Origin of the sequence: Alistipes sp. An116 (genome assembly GCF_002161005.1) — a bacterium.
GTDB classification, from domain to species: Bacteria; Bacteroidota; Bacteroidia; order Bacteroidales; family Rikenellaceae; genus Alistipes; species Alistipes megaguti.
Genome location: NZ_NFLR01000007.1, coordinates 100,006 through 118,164, shown reverse-complemented (window position 1 = coordinate 118,164; position 18,159 = coordinate 100,006). Strand labels below are relative to the sequence as shown.

General features: G+C 59.6%; 17 protein-coding genes. 3 read left to right on the top strand and 14 right to left on the bottom strand.

From position 1 onward, the window contains the following. Positions 1-16 precede the first annotated feature (16 nt). The 4 genes from B5E60_RS06725 to B5E60_RS06710 all read right to left on the bottom strand — a co-directional run bounded on the left by B5E60_RS06725 (position 17) and on the right by B5E60_RS06710 (position 4,992). Positions 17-1,132 (bottom strand): SDR family NAD(P)-dependent oxidoreductase, encoded by a 1,116-nt coding sequence (locus B5E60_RS06725; protein ID WP_239403252.1) that lies wholly within the window; start codon positions 1,130-1,132, stop codon positions 17-19. Further along, complete coding sequence (locus tag B5E60_RS06720; RefSeq protein WP_087310593.1) at positions 1,132-2,346, bottom strand: NADH:flavin oxidoreductase; 1,215 nt, start codon at positions 2,344-2,346, stop codon at positions 1,132-1,134. Before B5E60_RS06720 ends, B5E60_RS06725 begins: the two co-directional genes overlap by 1 nt. A gap of 201 nt (positions 2,347-2,547) precedes the next feature. Beyond that, positions 2,548-3,309 carry a DUF1295 domain-containing protein gene (locus tag B5E60_RS06715; protein WP_087310591.1) on the bottom strand — a complete coding sequence of 254 codons (762 nt, stop codon included), beginning with the start codon at positions 3,307-3,309 and terminating at the stop codon, positions 2,548-2,550. A gap of 267 nt (positions 3,310-3,576) precedes the next feature. Next, on the bottom strand, positions 3,577-4,992 hold the full coding sequence (locus tag B5E60_RS06710; protein ID WP_087310589.1) for a glutamate decarboxylase: 1,416 nt from the start codon (positions 4,990-4,992) through the stop codon (positions 3,577-3,579). Positions 4,993-5,157: 165 nt separating this feature from the next. Between B5E60_RS06710 and B5E60_RS06705 the strand changes: the two genes are divergently transcribed. Then, positions 5,158-5,859, top strand: a complete 702-nt coding sequence (locus B5E60_RS06705) for an SIR2 family NAD-dependent protein deacylase (RefSeq protein ID WP_087310587.1) — start codon at positions 5,158-5,160, stop codon at positions 5,857-5,859. 12 nt (positions 5,860-5,871) lie between these two features. Continuing rightward, positions 5,872-6,474 (top strand): trimeric intracellular cation channel family protein, encoded by a 603-nt coding sequence (locus tag B5E60_RS06700; RefSeq protein ID WP_446698000.1) that lies wholly within the window; start codon positions 5,872-5,874, stop codon positions 6,472-6,474. A gap of 91 nt (positions 6,475-6,565) precedes the next feature. Here the strand turns inward: B5E60_RS06700 and meaB are convergent, their stop codons facing one another. The 10 genes from meaB to B5E60_RS06650 form a co-directional block, all read right to left on the bottom strand. Next, a complete protein-coding gene (meaB, locus tag B5E60_RS06695; RefSeq protein WP_087310582.1) occupies positions 6,566-7,681 on the bottom strand; it encodes a methylmalonyl Co-A mutase-associated GTPase MeaB in 1,116 nt (371 codons plus the stop codon). Between the two features lie 5 nt (positions 7,682-7,686). Then, positions 7,687-8,151: a hypothetical protein gene (locus B5E60_RS06690; protein WP_087310580.1), complete on the bottom strand. Its 465-nt coding sequence runs from the start codon at positions 8,149-8,151 to the stop codon at positions 7,687-7,689. A 163-nt stretch (positions 8,152-8,314) separates the two neighbouring features. Beyond that, on the bottom strand, positions 8,315-9,913 hold the full coding sequence (locus B5E60_RS06685) for a fimbrillin family protein (protein WP_087310578.1): 1,599 nt from the start codon (positions 9,911-9,913) through the stop codon (positions 8,315-8,317). Next, positions 9,910-10,920, bottom strand: coding sequence for a DUF3089 domain-containing protein (locus tag B5E60_RS06680; protein WP_087310576.1), 1,011 nt, complete (start codon positions 10,918-10,920; stop codon positions 9,910-9,912). The genes B5E60_RS06685 and B5E60_RS06680 overlap by 4 nt, the downstream gene beginning before the upstream one ends. Before the next feature lie 19 nt (positions 10,921-10,939). Continuing rightward, on the bottom strand, positions 10,940-11,881 hold the full coding sequence (locus B5E60_RS06675; protein WP_162611603.1) for a fimbrillin family protein: 942 nt from the start codon (positions 11,879-11,881) through the stop codon (positions 10,940-10,942). Positions 11,882-12,000: 119 nt separating this feature from the next. Then, positions 12,001-12,894: a fimbrillin family protein gene (locus B5E60_RS06670; protein WP_087310572.1), complete on the bottom strand. Its 894-nt coding sequence runs from the start codon at positions 12,892-12,894 to the stop codon at positions 12,001-12,003. Positions 12,895-12,921: 27 nt separating this feature from the next. Continuing rightward, the gene (locus tag B5E60_RS06665) at positions 12,922-13,851 is read right to left on the bottom strand and encodes a fimbrillin family protein (RefSeq protein WP_087310570.1); all 930 of its coding nucleotides are present in this window, start codon (positions 13,849-13,851) and stop codon (positions 12,922-12,924) included. Positions 13,852-13,873: 22 nt separating this feature from the next. Continuing rightward, positions 13,874-14,731: a FimB/Mfa2 family fimbrial subunit gene (locus tag B5E60_RS06660; protein WP_087310568.1), complete on the bottom strand. Its 858-nt coding sequence runs from the start codon at positions 14,729-14,731 to the stop codon at positions 13,874-13,876. 22 nt (positions 14,732-14,753) lie between these two features. Next, on the bottom strand, positions 14,754-16,121 hold the full coding sequence (locus tag B5E60_RS06655) for a M43 family zinc metalloprotease (protein ID WP_162611602.1): 1,368 nt from the start codon (positions 16,119-16,121) through the stop codon (positions 14,754-14,756). 15 nt (positions 16,122-16,136) lie between these two features. Beyond that, positions 16,137-17,225, bottom strand: coding sequence for a DUF3575 domain-containing protein (locus tag B5E60_RS06650; protein ID WP_087310564.1), 1,089 nt, complete (start codon positions 17,223-17,225; stop codon positions 16,137-16,139). 483 nt (positions 17,226-17,708) lie between these two features. Here B5E60_RS06650 and mce point away from each other — a divergent pair, with 483 nt between their 5' ends. Continuing rightward, complete coding sequence (mce, locus tag B5E60_RS06645; protein ID WP_087310562.1) at positions 17,709-18,119, top strand: methylmalonyl-CoA epimerase; 411 nt, start codon at positions 17,709-17,711, stop codon at positions 18,117-18,119. Positions 18,120-18,159 lie beyond the last annotated feature (40 nt).

The following is an 18,159-nucleotide window of genomic DNA, read 5'->3' as shown; positions in this document are numbered from 1 at the left end:
TACGGTCGGGGACCGTTTATTTCTGGAATTTCATGGTAAAACGCCTTACGGGGCGCAGCACCCACATCGGCAGCATCTTGCACAGCGGGATCCACAGCCGGTTCCACCAGTCGGGGACGATCGAGCGCCGGCCGCGCCACAGGGCCCGGAGCCCGGCCCGGGCACAGCGGTCGGCCGAGATCAGCACGCCAATCCGCAGCCCGATCCGCTGCCAGCGGGGTGTCAGCCCGTAGAGATCCGTGGCCACGCCGGCCGGCGAGACCGCCGTAACGCGGATCCCCTGCTCGCGGACCTCCCGGGCAAAGGCGACCGAGAACGACCGCAGATAGGCCTTCGAGGCGCTGTAGAGGGCCAGTCCCGGCCAGGGCATCCATTGCGAATAGGAGGACATGTTGAGAATGTATCCGCCGTGCCCGCGACGGGCCATCTCCGAGGCGTAGAGCCGGCAGAGCAGTGTGTTGGTCAGGTCGTGCAACAGGATGATATGCCGGATGCGCTCCTCGGGCGTTCGGAGAATGTCGAGGAACGAGAACATGCCGGCGTTGTTGATCAGCACGTCGATCGGGAGTCCCTCGGCCTGTGTGCGGTCGAACAGCTCGCGGGCCGCCTCCTCGCGGGCCAGGTCGCACTCGATGATCCGCAGCTCGCGCCCCTCGCAGCGGGCCGCCAGTTCGTTGCGGACCTCCTCGAGCGGTTCGCGGCGGTTGCCTACCAGGACGAGGTTGTAACCCAGCGCCGCGAGCCGACGCGCATAACAGCGCCCGATGCCCGAACCGGCGCCGCTCACCAGCGCCCAGCGTGTGCCGGGCCGTACCTCTCCGCGCCGCATCCGACGCCGGGGCTGCGCCTCACTGCCGTATGCCGCCTCACTGCCGTATGCCGCCTCACTGCCGTATGCCGCCTCACTGCCGTATGCCGCCTCACTGCCGTATGCCGCCTCACTGCCGCACGCCGCCTCACTGCCGTATGCCGCCTCACTGCCGTATGCCGCCTCACTGCCGTATGCCGTCTCACTGCCGTATGCCGCCTCACTGCCGCACGCCGCCTTATTGCCGTATGCCGCCTCACTGTACCCCGCTTTTGCGACTGTTCCGGTCTCCGCACCGGCCGGTATTTTGTTTGTGCGCTTCATCAGGGGAGGCGTTTGAGCTCTTCGACGATCTTGCGCGGAAGATCCGGACAGTGTTTGCAGCACTTCATGTCGACGGAGTACATCCGGGCGATGCAGTAGTTGCGGTGGTCGCATTCGCTGCGGGTCGACTCGTCTCCTGCGCGGAGTTTGTTGACGAAGGCCGGATCGTTGACCAGCGCCCGGGCCATCTGTACCAGTTCGAACCCCGACCCGAGGGCCCGTTCGATCCCTTCGCGGCTGATGAGCCCGCCGACGTAGATCAGCGTGCCCTTCAGCGCCTCGCGGAACTTCCGGGCATCCTCCAGGAAGTAGCACTCGCTGAAGGGAAACTGCTTGATCATGAAGGGACCGCACCAGCGGATGAAGTAACGCAGCCAGAGGGGCGAGTAGTAGCTCATCGTGTAGAGGGGGATCAGCCCGCGCATGACGGCCATCGGGGCCTTCGAGACGAACCCGCCGGAGAGGACGATGCCGTCGACGCCGAACGACTCGATGACCTTGGCGATCTCGATGCTTTCGGGGATCTGGATGCCGCCCTTGAAGCCGTCGTACATGTTGTGCTTGACGGTGATGGCCATGTTGCAGGCGCGGGCGGCCTCGACGGCCTCCGAGAGGCACATCCGCATGAAGCGCATACGGTTTTCTAACGAACCGCCATACTCGTCATGGCGGTGGTTCGTATAGGGCGAGAGAAACTGCGAGATGAGGTATCCGTGCCCGGCGTGGAGCTCCACCGAGTCGAATCCGGCGTCGTGGGCCGTGTGGACGGCGCGTCCGAAATCCTTGGCCACCTGTTCGATCTCGCTGCGCCTCATGCCGCGCACCGGGGTGTAGGCGTAGAGGTTCACGCCCCACGAGGCCCCGATGGGCATCTGCCCGGCGGTCGACCAGTGGGTCATGTTGCCGCAGTGGCCGATCTGGATGGCGGCGGCAGCCCCTTCGCGGTGGATGGCGTCGGTGATGTCGCGCAGCCCGGGGACGATTTCCGGGCGGAGCCACAGCTGTTTGTTGAACGAGAGGCCGCTGCGGCAGACTGCGGCGTAGGCCAGCGTCGTCATGCCGATTCCGCCGCGGGCCACGGCCACGTGGTAATCCTTGAGCTGCCGTGTGGGGCCGAAGTCCTTGCCCATGGACTCGAATGCCGCCGAGCGGATCGTGCGGTTGCGCAACGTGACGGGCCCGAGCTTGAAGGGGGTGAAAAGTTTGGATTCCATCTTTATGGTGTGTTTTTCGGTTTTTTCAGTGGGCCGGGCGCCTTGCGAGGTTCCTCCGCGGATTGGCCGTCCGCTTGTTTGCGTCCGGAGTCGCCTCCCGGGGCTTCGAAAGCCCGGTCCGCTGCGGCTGCAGGACGGCTTCTTGGCGACTTTGGACGGTATGTCGGGTTTCCTTGGCGGCTCCTTGAGGCCGGGGCCTGGTTAGTAAATAAAGGGGATGATGCGCTTGCGCCTGAGCTTGGAAAACTCCTCGCCGAACTCCTGCTCGTAGCGGCGGCGCAGCGAGGCGGCGCGGGGTGCGAGGTTGGCGAAGGTCCACCAGGCGAAGACCGCCCCGGCCCACGACCACGAAGCCACGGCGAATCCGATCCATTCGAGCAGTTCGCCGAAGTAGTTGGCCGACGAGACGTAGCGGAACATGCCGCCGCGGGGGATGTAGTGCCGCGTGTCGCCGGGTTTGCGCAGGTGGCGGATAATGCGGTCGGAGTGGAGGTTGATCGCCATTCCGGCGATGAAGAGCGCGCCTCCGATGTAGATGTAGGGTTTTGTGAACCAGCCGTCGTAGTAGTCGGCGGGCGATACCCAGAAGATCCATCCGCCCTGCATCAGGGCGTTGAGCGTATTGAAGAGCATGCCCATGAGGACGATTCCGAGAGGCATCTTCGAGTTTCCGCGCATGAGCAGCGGGAAGATGAACGAACGTTGGAAGTAGTGGGCCTCGAAGAGGAGGAAGAGGACAAGCGGTGCGGCCTGCCCCATACGGTCGGAGGTGGCCCACAGCACGGCCATGAGGATGAAGACGGGGGATTCCATCAGCATCCATCCGATTTTGTTCGGAACGGGCGGTCCGTAGCGGCGGTTGAAGAGGTAGCCGTAACCGGCCTCGAAGAAGTGCAGGGCGATGAAGACCACCAGGGCCAGCGAGGCCATGACGATGAGGAAGATGTCGAATGTTTCGCGCATGTCGGGCGGGGATTCGTAAAGTGGCGTAAAGTTAGGAAAATTTTCGGTGTCGGTCAAGGTCCGGACCCGTCGGTAGTTGTTCGAATTTTCCTCGGGATCAGTCGGGTGTGGATGTTGCCGTTCGGTGCGGCTGCGGGGGAGCGGCGGTTTTGAGCATTCCGGTCGTTCCCGAACCCTTGCCGGTCCGGTTCCGCACGACACAAAACCGGCCGGCGGAATCCCTCCGCCGGCCGGTCGCTCAATTTACGGTAAGCGATGCATATACCGTCAGTGCGTGTAGACCTTTCCCTTCTGGTGTTCGTGGGCCTCGAACTTCAGGCGCGAGGTGGTCGGGTAGCGGAGCTTCTCGAATTCGGCCACGGCGTTGCGGATGTCGCCCAGCAGCATGTCGGCCATGTCGCGCGAGAAGCCCTGCCGCACGACGATGCGCATGACGATCATCTGCTCGATGTTGCGGGGCATGGTGTAGGCCGGGACCATCCATCCGCTCTGCTGCAGGGCGGCCTGCAGGTCGAAGAGGGTCCATTTGGCCGTTTTTTCGTATTCGGGATCCAGCGACCAGATGAAGAGCGGGTTGACCATCTCCTCGGCGTAGTTGCGGAAGCAGGGCATCTTGCCGATCTCGCGGTGGCAGTAGCAGGCGATATCCATCGAGTTCTGCTGAATCTCGCGGTAGCCTTCGAATCCCAGTCGGATGAAGTTGTAATACTGGCCGAGGATCTGCGCCGCCGGACGCGAGAAGTTGAGCCCCACCTGGGTGATGCTGGCGCCGAGGTAGTTGACCGAGAAGGACATCGCGTCGGGAAGATACTTCTTCTCCTTCCAGACGGTCCATCCCAGACCCGGGTAGACCAGACCGAACTTGTGGCCCGAGGTCGAGATCGAGAGTACCCATTTCAGGCGGAAATCCCACTTCACGTCGGGGTTGAGGAACGGCAGGATAAAGCCGCCCGAAGCCGCATCGACATGGATCGGAATCTCGTAGCCGGTCTTCTGGTTGAAGGCGTCGAGCGCCCGGTCGAGGGCCTCGATATCGTCGTTCAGACCGGTCCAGGTCACGCCGGCGATCGGGACGATGCAGATCGTGTTCTCGTCGCAGAGCTTCAGGGCGGCCTCCGTGTCGAGGGTCTTCTTTTCGGGGGTGAGGGGCACCGTGCGCATCTCGATCTGCCACAACTGGCAGAACTTCTCCCAGACGACCTGGAAGGCCGAGCTCATCACCAGATTGGGCTTGTCGTAGGGTTTCCCGGCGGCCTTGCGGCGGTCGCGCCAGCGCAGCCAGGCGGCCACACCGCCCAGCATGCAGGCCTCGGACGACCCGATGCCGACGGCTCCGGCCTTCCATTCGGCCTTTTCGGGCGAGTTCCAGAGGTTGGCCAGGATGTTGATGCAGCGGCCGCACATGACGGCCACGCGCGGATACTCCGTTTCGTCGATGTAGTTGACGTTGATCGCCTCGTTCATCAGCCGCGTGGCGTAGTCGTCCATGTAGGTCGTGACGAAGGTGGCCAGATTCAGCCGGGGCTGGGTCTGCGGGTAGGTTTCGTCCTTGACCATCTGGTAGGCGATTTCGGGCGAGGTCTTGCCGCGGGGGATGAACTGGGTGGGAGCCGGCGAGCGCATCTGCTTCGATCCGAAGATCTCGGCGGCGGCATCGGCGGCCGACATGTTCTGTTGTTTCATGGTGTGTAGCATTTATGGTTTACGTCGTCGAACGGTTGCACGAACTGTGCCAGAACCCGACGCCGGAGCCCCTGCCGGCCGGCTCTTTTTTACCGTGGAGCGGGCGTCCGTGGCGCACGTTTTGCGGAAAAAGTGCGTATCTTTGTCCCGGAAAAACATACTGCCATGAAACGACTCGTCGTATTTACCGGCGCGGGGATGAGCGCCGACAGCGGACTGGCTACGTTCCGCGATGCCGACGGCCTGTGGGCCAATTACCGCATCGAGGATGTCTGCACGCCCGAGGCGCTGGCGCGCAACCGGGCGCTGGTCATCCGCTTCTATAACGAACGCCGCCGCGAGATGCTCCGCTGCGAACCCAATGCCGGCCATCGGGCCATTGCCGCGCTGGAGCGGGATTTCGACGTCGACGTGCTGACGCAGAATGTCGACGACCTGCACGAGCGGGCCGGCTCGACGCGCGTGACGCACCTTCACGGCGAACTGCGCAAGCTGCGTTCGACGGCCAACCCCGACCTCATCGTTCCGATCGAGGGGTGGGAGCAGCCGCTCGATGCCCGGGCTTCGGACGGTTCGCTGCTGCGGCCGCATATTGTCTTCTTCGGCGAATCGGTGCCGATGTTCGAGCGGGCGGCCGAGATCGCCGCACGGGCCGAGATCATGGTCGTCGTCGGAACGTCGCTGGCCGTCTATCCGGCGGCCTCGCTCGTGCGCTACGTACAGCCCGGCGTGCCGATCTACCTGGTCGATCCGGGCAATCCCGATACGCGCGGCATCCGCAATCCGCTGACGGTCATTCGCAAACGGGCCTCGGAGGGGGTTCCCGAACTGGCCGGCCTGCTGCGCCGGACCTTTGCGGACAAATAACGCCGATGAAGCATCATGACCGCCTATTTCATTCTGGAGATGCTCGGAACGCTGGCCTTTGCCATCAGCGGTATCCGGCTCGCCTCGGCCAAGCGCTTTGACTGGTTCGGGGCCTACGTCGTGGGTTTCACGACTGCCATCGGGGGCGGAACGCTCCGCGACCTGATGCTTTCGCAGACGCCGTTCTGGATGCTGGACAGCGTCTACCTCATCGTCACGGCCATCGCCCTGGGGATCGTCATCCTGCTGGGGCGCTATCTGATCCGGCTGAACAACACCTTCTTCATCTTCGACGCCATCGGTCTGGGACTCTTCACCGTTGTCGGCATCGAGAAGACCCTTGCGACGGGTTTTCCGCTGTGGGTGGCCGTGATCATGGGCACGATGACCGGCGCGGCGGGCGGCGTGCTGCGCGACATCCTGATCAACGAGGAGCCGCTGATCTTCCGCAAGGAGATCTACGCGCTGGCGTGCGTCTTCGGCGGCTTTGTCTTCTGGCTGTGCCGCTGGGCGGGCATCGAAGGGGCCGCGCTGCAGATCATCACGGCGGCCGCGGTCATTGCCCTGCGGATCGTGGCGGTCCGCTTCGGCCTCCGTCTGCCGATCCTCAAGTAGGGGCGCGGGAGCGCGATTCCACACATATAAATAAAACGGACCGCATGTCATGCGGTCCGTTTTTGTGCAGGAGAGCGGCGTTTCCCGGCCGCTATTTGACATCCTTGAAATAGAGGTCGAGCAACTCCTTGGCGGCGACGAACGACGAGATCTTGTCGTTTAACACGCGCTGTTCGTACTCGCCGATGCGGCTTTCGACGGCCGGGTCGCGGTAGAAACTGCTGCGCAGCGCCTCGTTGATCGTCTCGTACATCCAGTATTTGTTCTGGCGGTTGCGGTTGTGCTGGAAGTATCCGTTGCGCTGGATGTGGTCGAGATACTCCTCGACGCCCTTCCAGACCTCCTCCAGACCGGCTTTCGTCACGGCCGACGAGGTGTAGACCTTGGGGCGCCAGCCCGATTCCGGGACGGGGAAGAGCCGCAGGGCCCCCTGGAACTGCGTGCGGGCCAACTCGGCCTTGTGGATGTTTTCGCCGTCGGCCTTGGTGATGACCATCAGATCGGCCATCTCCATGATACCGCGCTTGATGCCCTGCAACTCGTCGCCGGCGCCCGAGATCTGCAGCAGCATGAAGAGGTCGACCATCGAGTGGACGGCCGTTTCGGACTGCCCGACGCCGACCGTCTCGATGAAGATGACGTCGAAACCGGCGGCTTCGCACAGCACGATCGTCTCACGGGTCTTGCGGGCCACGCCTCCGAGCGATCCGGCCGAGGGCGAGGGCCGGATGAAGACGTCAGGGTTGTTGCAGATGCTCTCCATGCGGGTCTTGTCGCCGAGGATCGAGCCGCCGCTGCGCTCCGACGAGGGGTCGATGGCCAGCACGGCCAGGCGGTGGCGCAGCGAGGTGACCATGTTCCCGATGGCCTCGATGAAGGTCGACTTGCCGGCTCCGGGGACTCCGGTGATGCCGATGCGGATGGATTTTCCGGCGTGGGGCAGACAGCGTTCGATGATCTCCTGCGCCTGGGCGTAGTGGGCCGGGTTGGAGGATTCGACGAGCGTGATGGCCTGCGAAAGGATGGTGATCTTACCGGCGAGGATTCCCTCGACATATTCGTCGGTCGATAGCTGGCGTTTCTTGTGGCGTTTGAAGTAGGGGCTTACGACGGGTTGGTCTTCGACGCCCTCGGCGACGTTGAGCGCCGTATCGTGATGCGTGTCGGCATACTCCTTTTCGTAGTGGTCGATCCTGGTAAATGACATGGGTGTCAACGGGTTGATTGTTCGATGATTTTTTCGTTGAGTTGCAGGCTGTTGCCCATCCAGAGGGCACGGTTGCGGGCGTCGATCAGCACGCCGAACGGGACGTACGTGACGCCGTAGGCGGCGAACCCGCGTTCGGCATGGATCGTGGCCGTGATCCGCTGCGAGAGGAAGGGTCTGAGCATCGGAGCGATGCGGGCCGTGTCCTCGCGCGTGACGACGATCACGCGCATGGCGGGTTTCGAACGGGCCGAGAGGTCGCGGAGACGTTCGAGCGAGGTGATGCAGGCGGGATTCGACGAGTGGAAGAACTCGACGTAGGTGATCGGTGCGGGCTGGGGGTGTCGGTTGTCGATCCAGCCGGCGGGTTTGAGCTCGGGGACCTTTTCACCGAGGATGATGTTCTGGGCTCGGGCGAGTGAGAGGCCCAACCCGCACACCGCCAAGAGAATAAGCAGAGCTTTCTTCATGGAGCGTCCTGTTTTGTCCGCTATAAAGATAGTACGTTTTGTCGGAAGCCGCAAATTTTTCGGGGAAAAAGGGGCGTCGGGCGAGTGCGGGGCAGGGCGGTCCCGGACGGCGGGATGGTGTTACAATGGGTGTTTGTTGGCATCCATGTATGGGGTATTTTCATCATTCATCTGGCGTGTTTCCATCCCCTGTATATTTATAGACCACGCTGCTCGCATCAACAGTGGCTATTACATCGCTATATGGGAAAGACGATGTGCCTGCACGTCCGATATAATCGGCAAAACTGCGACCATTCCTTTCACCTCTGTGGGCGTGGACTTCTGAATTATTGGAGATTGTCACAGTTGGAGTGGAAGATGCCGTGTTTCCCATCCAATCCATGCCATTGCCTATGGCCGGGGTAGACCAGTTTGTTCCCCCACATCCATACGCATGAACAGCAGCATTATCTATGGTGATGGATTGGCATGTTGCGTTTCCTGTACTTCCGAGTCCTGGTGAAACTGTTTCCTTAGTACTTGGACTGCTACTATAAGCATATAAGGTTACATTTTCGATATTGATGTTGCCGCTATTCGCACTTTGGTGGTTATTGTCATCAATCACATAACCACCAATACCGCTGCTGCCGTTATTGCCTGTCACTGTCAGAACATCGCTGCGGCTGCTGCCTGTGATGGTGACGGTAGAGTTCTCTGCCACATAGATGCCTGCGCCGTCGCTGGAAGACACTTCGTTATCATTTCCTTTTACATGGATAGTGGGGGTGCCGCCGGTGATGCTGATGGCATTGCCGCTCGACACGCTTATCCGTGCATCCTCCAGATGGATGTCCGGCTTACCCCCCCCCGTCACCCGTATGCCGTATTGACCCGTACCGGTAACATAGTAAGTACCATTATCGGCAATCTCACGCGTGTCGGTCAGCGTAGAGAGGTCAATCGTCTGCGTGCCTTCGCTGTTTGCCGTAATCGTGATGGTGTGGACTTTGCCTGCTTCCGGAGTTATGTTCGGTGAAATCTCACAAGAGTGTGAAATATTCAAATTCTTATTCGTAACTATGATGTACTGTATTTCTTCCCCGGGTACTACATTGGCTTCCCAGCACTCGGTGCCGTCTTGGCAGGTGGTCTGGCGCATGGGAACCCTGTCTTTCATAAACATATCCTGTATTATTTTCCCTTGCCGGATGTTACAACTTACCGGATTATTATGGATGTCAATTCCTCCCACCCGGGCTGTGCCCTTGGTCACCACGCGCACCTTGGCAAGCTGGTGGGTGAAGCTGAGGGTGACGGGTGTTTGGTGGTCGCCCGTGCCAATGCCGTGCAGCACGTAGGTCAGCCCGTTCCTCTCTTGGTCGCGGAGGTTTACTGTGCCATCCGTAGCGGGATACCAGGCAGTGACTTCGGCAGTCCGGGAGTTCTTCCAATAGACGGGCGTTTCGGGGGTGACTGTGACATTTCCCGCATCATCTACATTTATGATATATAGGCCCGTTTCCTCATTGTCGCCAATGCGCACGCCAATGCGTTCACCGCCCGTCCAGTGGCTGCCCATGCCGTCCGTTTCGTTTTCCGCCACGCGCGTCCAGGGTTTTGCGCTGCTTTCTGCGGTGATGCTTACACGGCCTATCTGCAAGGGATATGCGCCGTCGGGCAGGGTGTTCCCCGGCTCGGCCAGTTCGTCCTGCGTGCAGGCGGTGAGCAGGGTTGCCGCCGCAAGGCATATTGCTGTAAATAATCTGTTTCTCTTCATATCTTCTCTCCTTCCTGATTCTTCGTTCCTTCTTCTTCATTCTTATAATACGCCTCCACCCGTGCCCGGATGTTCTCGCGCAGGCATTCCTCGTAGAACCACGGCTCGGCGCTGTGGAAGTCACCCACATTGAGGAATCCCAGGATGGGCCGGTATTCCGAGCCGCTGTAGCCCTTCACAACCAACACATGGTGCCGGGGCGAAACCGTGACGGTGATGGTGTCGTGCAGCGTGGCGGGCGTGGCATCGGTGCGCCAGTTCACGGGGTTGATGCACATCGCGCAGGGAGCTGCCACCACGGGCTGGATGCAGCGCACGTCGGACACGGAGTTGTAGCAGATGGTCACGCCCGTGTCCGTGGCTCCATGCGCCGGACGGATGTTCTCCGAGGCGAGGGTGTCGGCGGGTGTCACCTTATAGCCCAGCACGTAGGCCGCCACCAGACGGTTTGCCACGTCTGCGGGCATCGTCTTCAGCAGCTCCACCACCGCCTTGCCGCCCTGACTGAAGCCCGCCAGCACAAAGGGACGGTCGGGGTCGGGGCGTTGACGGAGGAAGGTGTCGAAGGCCGCCTGCACGTCGCTGAAGGCGGTGCGGAAGCGGTTGCTGATGGTATCCTCGTTCAGCGTCGCCCAGCCCTCGATGGTGATGTGACGGTAGTAGGGCGAATAGAAGTCACCTGCCTCGCCCATATAACCGGCGATGCGGGAAATCTCCTTGTCCATGTTGGCGCGGTGTGTGGCGTTATGCACGTCGGCATAGTGGCAGACGCGCCCGTCTTCCGCAGTCCAGTCGGTCTCCCAGGTGGAGACGAGGTAGAACACGTCCGCACTCCTCTCCGCCGTGCTGTTCCGGCGGGTGTACCACATCGTGGCGTCGGCATAGTCGGGCGCATCGGGGATGAAGGTGGCGGCATCCGTGCCGGTACCCCTGTTATTGCGGCCGCACGAGGCGAGCAAGAGGAAGAGGAATACTCCGATGCAATATGTCCATCTTTTGCGTATCATTTTCTTTCGTATTGTAAGGTCATAGCACTACCGAGCCACTGCCATCCGCGCCGTCTTCCCATGTCATGCTGCCGGTATCGACCGATACCTCCAGGCCTTCTTCCTTTACGGTGATGTCGAAGGTGTGTACAAAGTTAGCCTGAAACGAATAACTGATACCCAAGCCTGTCAATTCAGATATTCTCGCTTTATAGGCAGCGCCTCCTACACGGACTTCTATCGCGGATAAGCGCGAAGGATCCACATAACAACTTTGAGGTATGACAAGCGCTTCGTAGGAGGCGAAAGCTCCGTCAGCCGGTGTATCAAGCCGGTGCGGCGTGATGGAGGCACCCTTCGAGTATCGATCCTCCTCTATATATATTGAACCGTTATTATGATCTACCTCTCCGCGGGTTAGAAAATCAGTCAGCAGCACGGACAAATCGCCGCCGGAACTATCGAGATAGTCGGACTGCTGGATGTTTATCACTACCTTCGCCAGGCAATGCCCGAATGTCAGCCCCGCTTCGTTCCTGTCGGAGAATGAGATCGTTTGTTTGGCATGAAGGAAGTCTTTATCGGCGGGCATCCCTGCGGACTGGTCGACAGGCACCTCCCATGTTTCAGGCAACGTGGTAAGGCAGGGATACCAGGCTTCCACCGTCTTTGTCTCGTTGGTGCTTGTCCAATAGAAAGGGTTGGTGGAGGTCAGCGTGGCAGTCTTGTAGTCGCCGGAGGAGGTAAGGGTGTACACCTTCGTTTCGTTGCCTACCTGCACAGCTACGTTTTGCACGCCCTCCCAATCGCCGTCTATCGTGCTGCGCGAAGAGGGTGCCGCCACAGCCTGCATCATACAGGTAGCTGTCAGTTCCAGGGGGTATTCGCCTTCGGGCAAGGCGTTGCCTTGCTCGGCCGGTTCGTCCTGCGTGCAGGCGGCAAGCACGAGTGCCGTGGCCGCGAGGATTAAAGTATGTTTCATCTTGCTCGTCATGTTTTTCTTTATTGGGTTTCGTGCCACCGGCGGCCGCGATGCCGCCCGATACACCATATATAGTATATCTCCGTGCTTACACTGCCGCACGGGATGGCTGTTGCCGTTTACATCAGGGCCGTGTTGTCATCATCGGTTACGGTCACCCAATCCTTGATGTCAGCCGAGCCTGCCGTCAGTCCGGTCTTGCTGACGATGACGGGGAACAGGTAGTTCACGCCCGGCTGCAGACCGAAGGCCGAGTTGTACTCAGGTACGGTGAGCTTGGCCTTGTAAGTCTGCCCGTTCACCGTGACGGCGAGGTCAATGCCGATGGCTGACTGCGGAAAGACGATGACGGGAGAGGCCGTGTACCTGTCATTCGTGGTGGTGACGCCGCTGAGTGCGATGGTGAGTTCGGCTGCCGATGCATTGTCGTCCGCCGTGGCTGTTCCGTCCTGCGTATTGAACGAGCCTTGCAACTTCAAACCGCCGAGCGTGTAGCCGGTCAGCATCCCGTTGTCGAAGTCCATGTCTGCCCCCTCGGTAAACTCAAGGGTAATCTGGCTCATGCGGTGGCAGAAGGCGTGTTCGCCCGTGAAGTTCACCACGGGGTTGCCCTTGCTGGCTGTGGCACCGCCGGTATAGAGGAAGTCTATCTTGGGCTGCTGGTCAGCGGTCTGCATGTCGGCACCGGTAGTGGCGGTGACGGTTCCGCCACCCTCGGCGTATGGATAGTAGGCACGGAATGTTACAGGGTTCGGGTCCTCGAAGTAGATCTCCTGTCCGGTTGCGGCGAATTTACCGCTTTCGTAGGCATACGGCCTGTTGGTATAATTGCCGCCCGTGATGCCGATCCGGTCGCCATGCGCCCAGTCCGTACCGCTGGCGCGGGTATTCGTGCCGCTGATGGTGGCGTTCACTTTGAGGGCCACCTCGCCGTCGGGCACGGTGGTCACTTCGTCGTTGGTGCAGGCGGCGAGCATAAGTGCCGTAGCTGCGAGAAGAATATAGGGTTTCATGGTTTCGTGTTTTTCGTTGATTATGTTTTATTGCAACGTGACATCTCCGGAGCCGTCGCGATCACTGTTTGTAAACCAATCGTTGATTGTCGCGTTGCCCGCTTCCAGTCCGGTATTGCTGATGGTCACGGTGTAAGTATAGCTGTAACCGGCTTGCAGGCCGCCTGTCGGAGGATTGAGCGCCGTCTTGTAGGTCTGTCCGTTACAGGTCACTTCGAGGTTCAATGTGCCGCTGACGGTTTGCGGCACCATGATTATCGGGGAGCAATCCACCTGTTTGTCCGCTTCGCCGGTTACCGTCATGGCAATGTCGCCGGAGGTGCTGCCGGTCGTCAGATCGCAAGACTGCGTGTTGAATGTGGCATCTGTGATGATGCCCTTGACGGTGTAGCGGCTCAATGCGGCAAGGTTGCTGATACCGTTGCCTGCCTTGAATACGAACGAAACCTGCGACATGATATGGCTGAAAGCGTAGTCACCCGTAAAGTTGATTTCCGGGGAAGATACGCTGGTACTTACCACAGGCGTGACGAGAATGTCCCACTGGTTCCAGCCGTTTTCTGCATTCACAGCCTGCGACTTGGTGTCGATGTCGATTACATTGGCCGCAGGAATTAATGCCGGGTCGGCATACCATGCCCGGAAAGACACCCCGTTACGGTCTTGGAAATAATACGGGTTACTGCCCGCAGACCAGGAACCGCCGTCCTGCAACGTATAGTCATAGGCGGCTGTTCCGTCTGCCACCACATGAATTACATCGCCTGCGGTAAACGCTGCCGATTGTCCATGAACACTGACACGGATCCGTGTGCCACTGATACCTGCCGTCACCTGTGCGGCTACCGGTCCGTCGGCAAGCGGGTCATTCGCCGTTTCTTCGTTATTACAAGCCGCCAGAGTCATCGTCAAGGCCATGATGACGGCGGGAGTCCATTTCAATCTGGTTGCTTTCATAATAGATTGCTTGTTATCCTGTTTACATGGCTTCCACCGGGTCGCCCGGAATGGTATTCCAATCCTTTATGGTGGCTTCCATACCGGCCCTGACCGGCGTGTGCAGCTCACCCTCGATGCCCAGGGCTTCTTCCATGTCTCCGTTAAAGTCCGCGAGGATTTCCGTCAGGTCGCTCTCTACCGTCTGTGTCTGTCCGTCGGTGAAGGTCAGGACAAGCGTCAGTGTCTGCGCATCGCCCCGTACTCCCAGCAGACGCAGGTCTGCCGACACCTTGTCACCCTCACGGGCGAAGGTTGGTCGTGTGCTGACCGCTTCGCCGGTCAGTGTCCCGCGATACAGGTCGTAGGCTTCCGCCACGCCGCCGAGCGTACCCGTTATGGCCGCGATGCGCTCCGGGTCGCCCTCGGTCACGGTCAGTTCGATGTGCAGGTCGCGCACCCGTTGTGCTACGCTTAGGTCCACGCGCAGGATGTCATCCGCCACGACGGTTATCCGCTTCGTACCCGAATAGAGATAGTCCGGCAGGGGATTGATGAAGTCGGTGAGGGCGCGTACCGTGCCGTCTGTCCGCTCCACGCGGGCGATGCCGTCCGTCACGGTGAACCCCTGCGGCGTGTTGTAGGCCAGCACGGTGTACTCGCCGGGAGGCAGCGGGTCGGAAACGGTGTAGCGGCCTTCCTTGCCGTCGGCGGTCGTGCCGTCAATCTCTACCGTATAGTCTTCCCGGCTTGCGCCCTGCGGCAGGTCGATTGACACTGCCACTACGCCCTTGTCCGGATGCGGCGTGTCGTGCAGTTCGTCCTTCACGCAGCCGCCCGGAGCGAACAGCAGGGCCGTCGCCAGAATCGTTGTCGCATATCTTCTTTTTCTTGTTTTCATATCCGCAGGATGTTTTTTCAGTTTACCGTACCGGCTTGTCCCCGAAGCGGCGCGGCTGCCCGGCGGAGCGTACCGCAGGCGCTTCCTTGCCCGCTTCGCCCGGAATGAGGTAGGCGTACTGCAAGGTGTGTTGGATGCGCTTCACCTGGTCGGGCGTGATGCCGGCCATGAAGCCATACTCGTAATCCATGATGTTGTCGGACCAGAAGGGTTCTCCCGTAGCGGCATTCGTGCGCTTAAAGGAGATGTTGCCCCGCATGGTCTCTACATAGGCTTTGCGATCGTACCAGGGCGTATCATCGCAGTAGTCGTCTCCCTCGATATAGACATGCTCCAATCCCAGGAAATGTCCTGCCTCATGGGCAAACGCCATCACATCGTTGGCCAACACCATCGCCCTGGTATTCAGGAATATGCCTGTGACGACACCTGGCTCATACGGCGTGTCGCACCCCGGCAGCATATCGACTTCATCGAAGAAGGGGAAAAACGAGAACCCGGCAAATATGCTGTACTCATCCACGTACACATTATTGATTGGGGCGACCCACACGTTGAGCGCGTGCTCATTGTCCCAGATATATTGGTCGTCAAGCTCGACGTTCGTGTAGTCTATCTCCACGGCCTCCTTCTCGTGGACGATGCCGGGAGTTTCAAGCGGCTGCCCGTCGGGCGCTGTGGTGGCGGCCACAAAGCGCACGCCGGTCTCTGTCTGCCCGGGGAGGTTGAAATAGTGGCTGTACACGTGGTTGGCATAGTCCAGCTGTTCCCTCACCATCCAGTCCTTGACCGGATAGTTGCCTTCGGCATCCGGGAAGAGGTGGAAGACCACGGGAATCTCGTAGGCTTCGGGGTTCTCCGCTACCGGGTCGGTGAGGCTGGAGCGGATTTCTATCGTGTTGGAGTAGTACTCCGCCTTGTTGGTCTTCACATAGCCCCGCACGTAATACGTCGCTCCCGGCAGCGGATGGAAGAGGTACAGGCATCCATAGTATAGCGGCTCCACTTCCCACTGCCAGCCTTGGATCTGGTCGTCATCCGAGTAGTCGATGAGGTAGGTGCAGTCGTTCACGTCCGGCTCCCGATCCTCGGTCGAATAAACGCTGCCCATGTAGATGATTTTCTCATCGGCCGGCAGGTCCTCCATGACCAGCACCGCCATGTATGCGGGAGGATAGTTGTCAGGGGCTCCCAGATCCACCTGCGCGATGTTTCCCTCGCCGATGTGTATCTGGAAGGTAGAGGTCGGCTCCGGATCCGGTTCGGGAGCCGTGTTGTCGTCGTCGCACGCCGCCATGCCGAAGGCAAGGAGGAGGACTGCAAAAAGTTTATACCCGTGCCGTAGGATGCCACACTTGTTCAAATAATCGCCGGTTTTCTTTCCGAACATATGCATGATTTTCTTTTAATATATTTTCCATATCAGGGTGACACCCGCATTGACCGGGCCCCACCAGTTTTTCGATTCCGTTCCACGGCGCACCCGCACGCCGTCGAGGACCGTGTATGTCTCATAATCCGCGTGCAGGCAGCCCACGGCCACATTGAAGTCCAGCGACAAGGCTTTATTCAGACGGAGCTGGTAGCCGCCGCAGATGCCGCCGCCCATCAGGTCGCCCTGCTTGCCGGTTGCGGAGAACTTGTAGTTGAACCCACCGGCCTTGTACATCGCACCGAGGTAGCCGCGCTTCTCCCTGCCCATATACCGGCGCACTTCCGGCATGACCTCCCAGAGGGCGTAGCGGCGGTCCTTGTCGTTCCACGACCACGAGGTCCACGAGCCGTTCACGAGGATTCCCCATGACGGAGTGATGCGCCACTCCAGGCCCAGGTCGGGCGTGAGCGTAGCCCAGCGCAGCAGGTTGGCACGCAGGGAGAGCGTGCATCTGTCTGTGCCGGAGGTTCCTTCCGCATCCGTCCCGGTGGTTTCCGCAGGAACCTCGGCTTCGGGATGTACCACGACCATGCTGTCCGCCCTTATCTGTTCGGCCACAAAGCGTGATTCTTCCGTTTCGCGCGGCTCTTCCACCGGCTGCTGTGTATCGGCACTTTCCTGCCCGGTCTGCCGCCCTTCGTCCTTCTGTGCCACAGCCTCCTCTTTCGGCACGCTGATGCGTACCGTCACGTAGTCGCCGCTCCCGGAGTGGTTACGGGTGATGAAGCACGCTTCGGTGAGTTGCCGGCGCACGATCAGTTCCGACTTCACGCGGTTGGAGCGGACTTTCGCCATCGCAAGGTTGTCGGCCTCGCTCTCTCCGGCGGTGCACCAGCCGTCCACATGGAGGCGGATGTTCCCGGCAAGGATCTCCTGCCTGTATCGCTCCACGCATTGCTCCAACCGAGCCAGTTCCGTGTCGTTACCGTTGAAAGGCACATAAAATTTATCGGTGACGAAGCGGAACGTATAGACCGTATCGGGCTTCTCCTGCGCCGCAAGGGATCCAACAACCAGAGCGAGTACCGTTGTAATTAATATTCGTCTTATGTTCGTCATATATTGCTGAAGTTTATTTCGTTGCCTGTCCTGATAAATGAAAATCGGCGACATACACAGGCAAGGGAGATTCCGTTGCCTGTGTATTGCGCCGACAGGTGCCACAAGCCAGTTTTACATACATGGCACTCCTTATCGGAAACCGAAAGATTCCCGGGCATGGTCATATATGGCAAAACCGTATTCATCTCTGTAAATCAGTATGGTTATGAACTTTTAATGCCATAAAGGTAGGCAATTTTTGCCTTATTTCATTCAAACAAGGGACATTTCTCATAACTTCCTATTAAAATTTAAGAATACCCTTCCGAGGACGGAATTTTCCCTGCGGGCGCTTTTCGTGCGTATCTTGTTCCGATTTCGGCCAAAAAAAGTCCGTCGAATTTTGGCGAATCTCAAAGATTCACCTATCTTTGTGTTCGCAAAATAACACTGCCTGACACAGCAACAAGACAAACAATCAACCAATAATTCCACTAAATTATGAAAGTTTCTCATATCGAGCATCTTGGCGTCGCGGTGAAGAGCCTTGATGAAGCCATTCCCTACTGGGAGAACGTTCTGGGTCTGAAATGCTATGCCATCGAGGAGGTGGCCGACCAGAAGGTGCGTACGGCCTTCTTCAAACTGGGGCAGACGAAGATCGAGTTGCTGGAGCCCACTTCGGAGGACTCGACCATCGCCAAGTATATCGAAAACCGCGGCGTGGGTATCCATCACATGGCCCTGGCCTGCGAGAACATCGAAGAGCAGCTGGCCGATGCCGAGGCCAAGGGCATCCGCCTGATCGACAAGACGCCGCGCAAGGGCGCCGAGGGTATGACGATCGCCTTCCTGCACCCGAAATCGACCCAGGGCATCCTGACCGAACTCTGCGAGAACAAGAACAAGTAACCAATACAAACGATTCCGCTCCGGGCGGGATCGTTCCGTG

What these genes read in the sequence shown, in the direction of transcription:
- B5E60_RS06690 (WP_087310580.1), bottom strand. Translation starts at nt 8,151, where the DNA reads ATGAAGAAAGCTCTGCTTATTCTCTTGGCGGTGTGCGGGTTGGGCCTC.
- meaB (WP_087310582.1), bottom strand. Translation starts at nt 7,681, where the DNA reads ATGTCATTTACCAGGATCGACCACTACGAAAAGGAGTATGCCGACACG.
- B5E60_RS06685 (WP_087310578.1), bottom strand. Translation starts at nt 9,913, where the DNA reads ATGAAGAGAAACAGATTATTTACAGCAATATGCCTTGCGGCGGCAACC.
- B5E60_RS06675 (WP_162611603.1), bottom strand. Translation starts at nt 11,881, where the DNA reads ATGAAACATACTTTAATCCTCGCGGCCACGGCACTCGTGCTTGCCGCC.
- mce (WP_087310562.1), top strand. Translation starts at nt 17,709, where the DNA reads ATGAAAGTTTCTCATATCGAGCATCTTGGCGTCGCGGTGAAGAGCCTT.
- B5E60_RS06710 (WP_087310589.1), bottom strand. Translation starts at nt 4,992, where the DNA reads ATGAAACAACAGAACATGTCGGCCGCCGATGCCGCCGCCGAGATCTTC.
- B5E60_RS06705 (WP_087310587.1), top strand. Translation starts at nt 5,158, where the DNA reads ATGAAACGACTCGTCGTATTTACCGGCGCGGGGATGAGCGCCGACAGC.
- B5E60_RS06655 (WP_162611602.1), bottom strand. Translation starts at nt 16,121, where the DNA reads ATGTTCGGAAAGAAAACCGGCGATTATTTGAACAAGTGTGGCATCCTA.
- B5E60_RS06680 (WP_087310576.1), bottom strand. Translation starts at nt 10,920, where the DNA reads ATGATACGCAAAAGATGGACATATTGCATCGGAGTATTCCTCTTCCTC.
- B5E60_RS06670 (WP_087310572.1), bottom strand. Translation starts at nt 12,894, where the DNA reads ATGAAACCCTATATTCTTCTCGCAGCTACGGCACTTATGCTCGCCGCC.
- B5E60_RS06665 (WP_087310570.1), bottom strand. Translation starts at nt 13,851, where the DNA reads ATGAAAGCAACCAGATTGAAATGGACTCCCGCCGTCATCATGGCCTTG.
- B5E60_RS06660 (WP_087310568.1), bottom strand. Translation starts at nt 14,731, where the DNA reads ATGAAAACAAGAAAAAGAAGATATGCGACAACGATTCTGGCGACGGCC.
- B5E60_RS06650 (WP_087310564.1), bottom strand. Translation starts at nt 17,225, where the DNA reads ATGACGAACATAAGACGAATATTAATTACAACGGTACTCGCTCTGGTT.
- B5E60_RS06720 (WP_087310593.1), bottom strand. Translation starts at nt 2,346, where the DNA reads ATGGAATCCAAACTTTTCACCCCCTTCAAGCTCGGGCCCGTCACGTTG.
- B5E60_RS06715 (WP_087310591.1), bottom strand. Translation starts at nt 3,309, where the DNA reads ATGCGCGAAACATTCGACATCTTCCTCATCGTCATGGCCTCGCTGGCC.
- B5E60_RS06725 (WP_239403252.1), bottom strand. Translation starts at nt 1,132, where the DNA reads ATGAAGCGCACAAACAAAATACCGGCCGGTGCGGAGACCGGAACAGTC.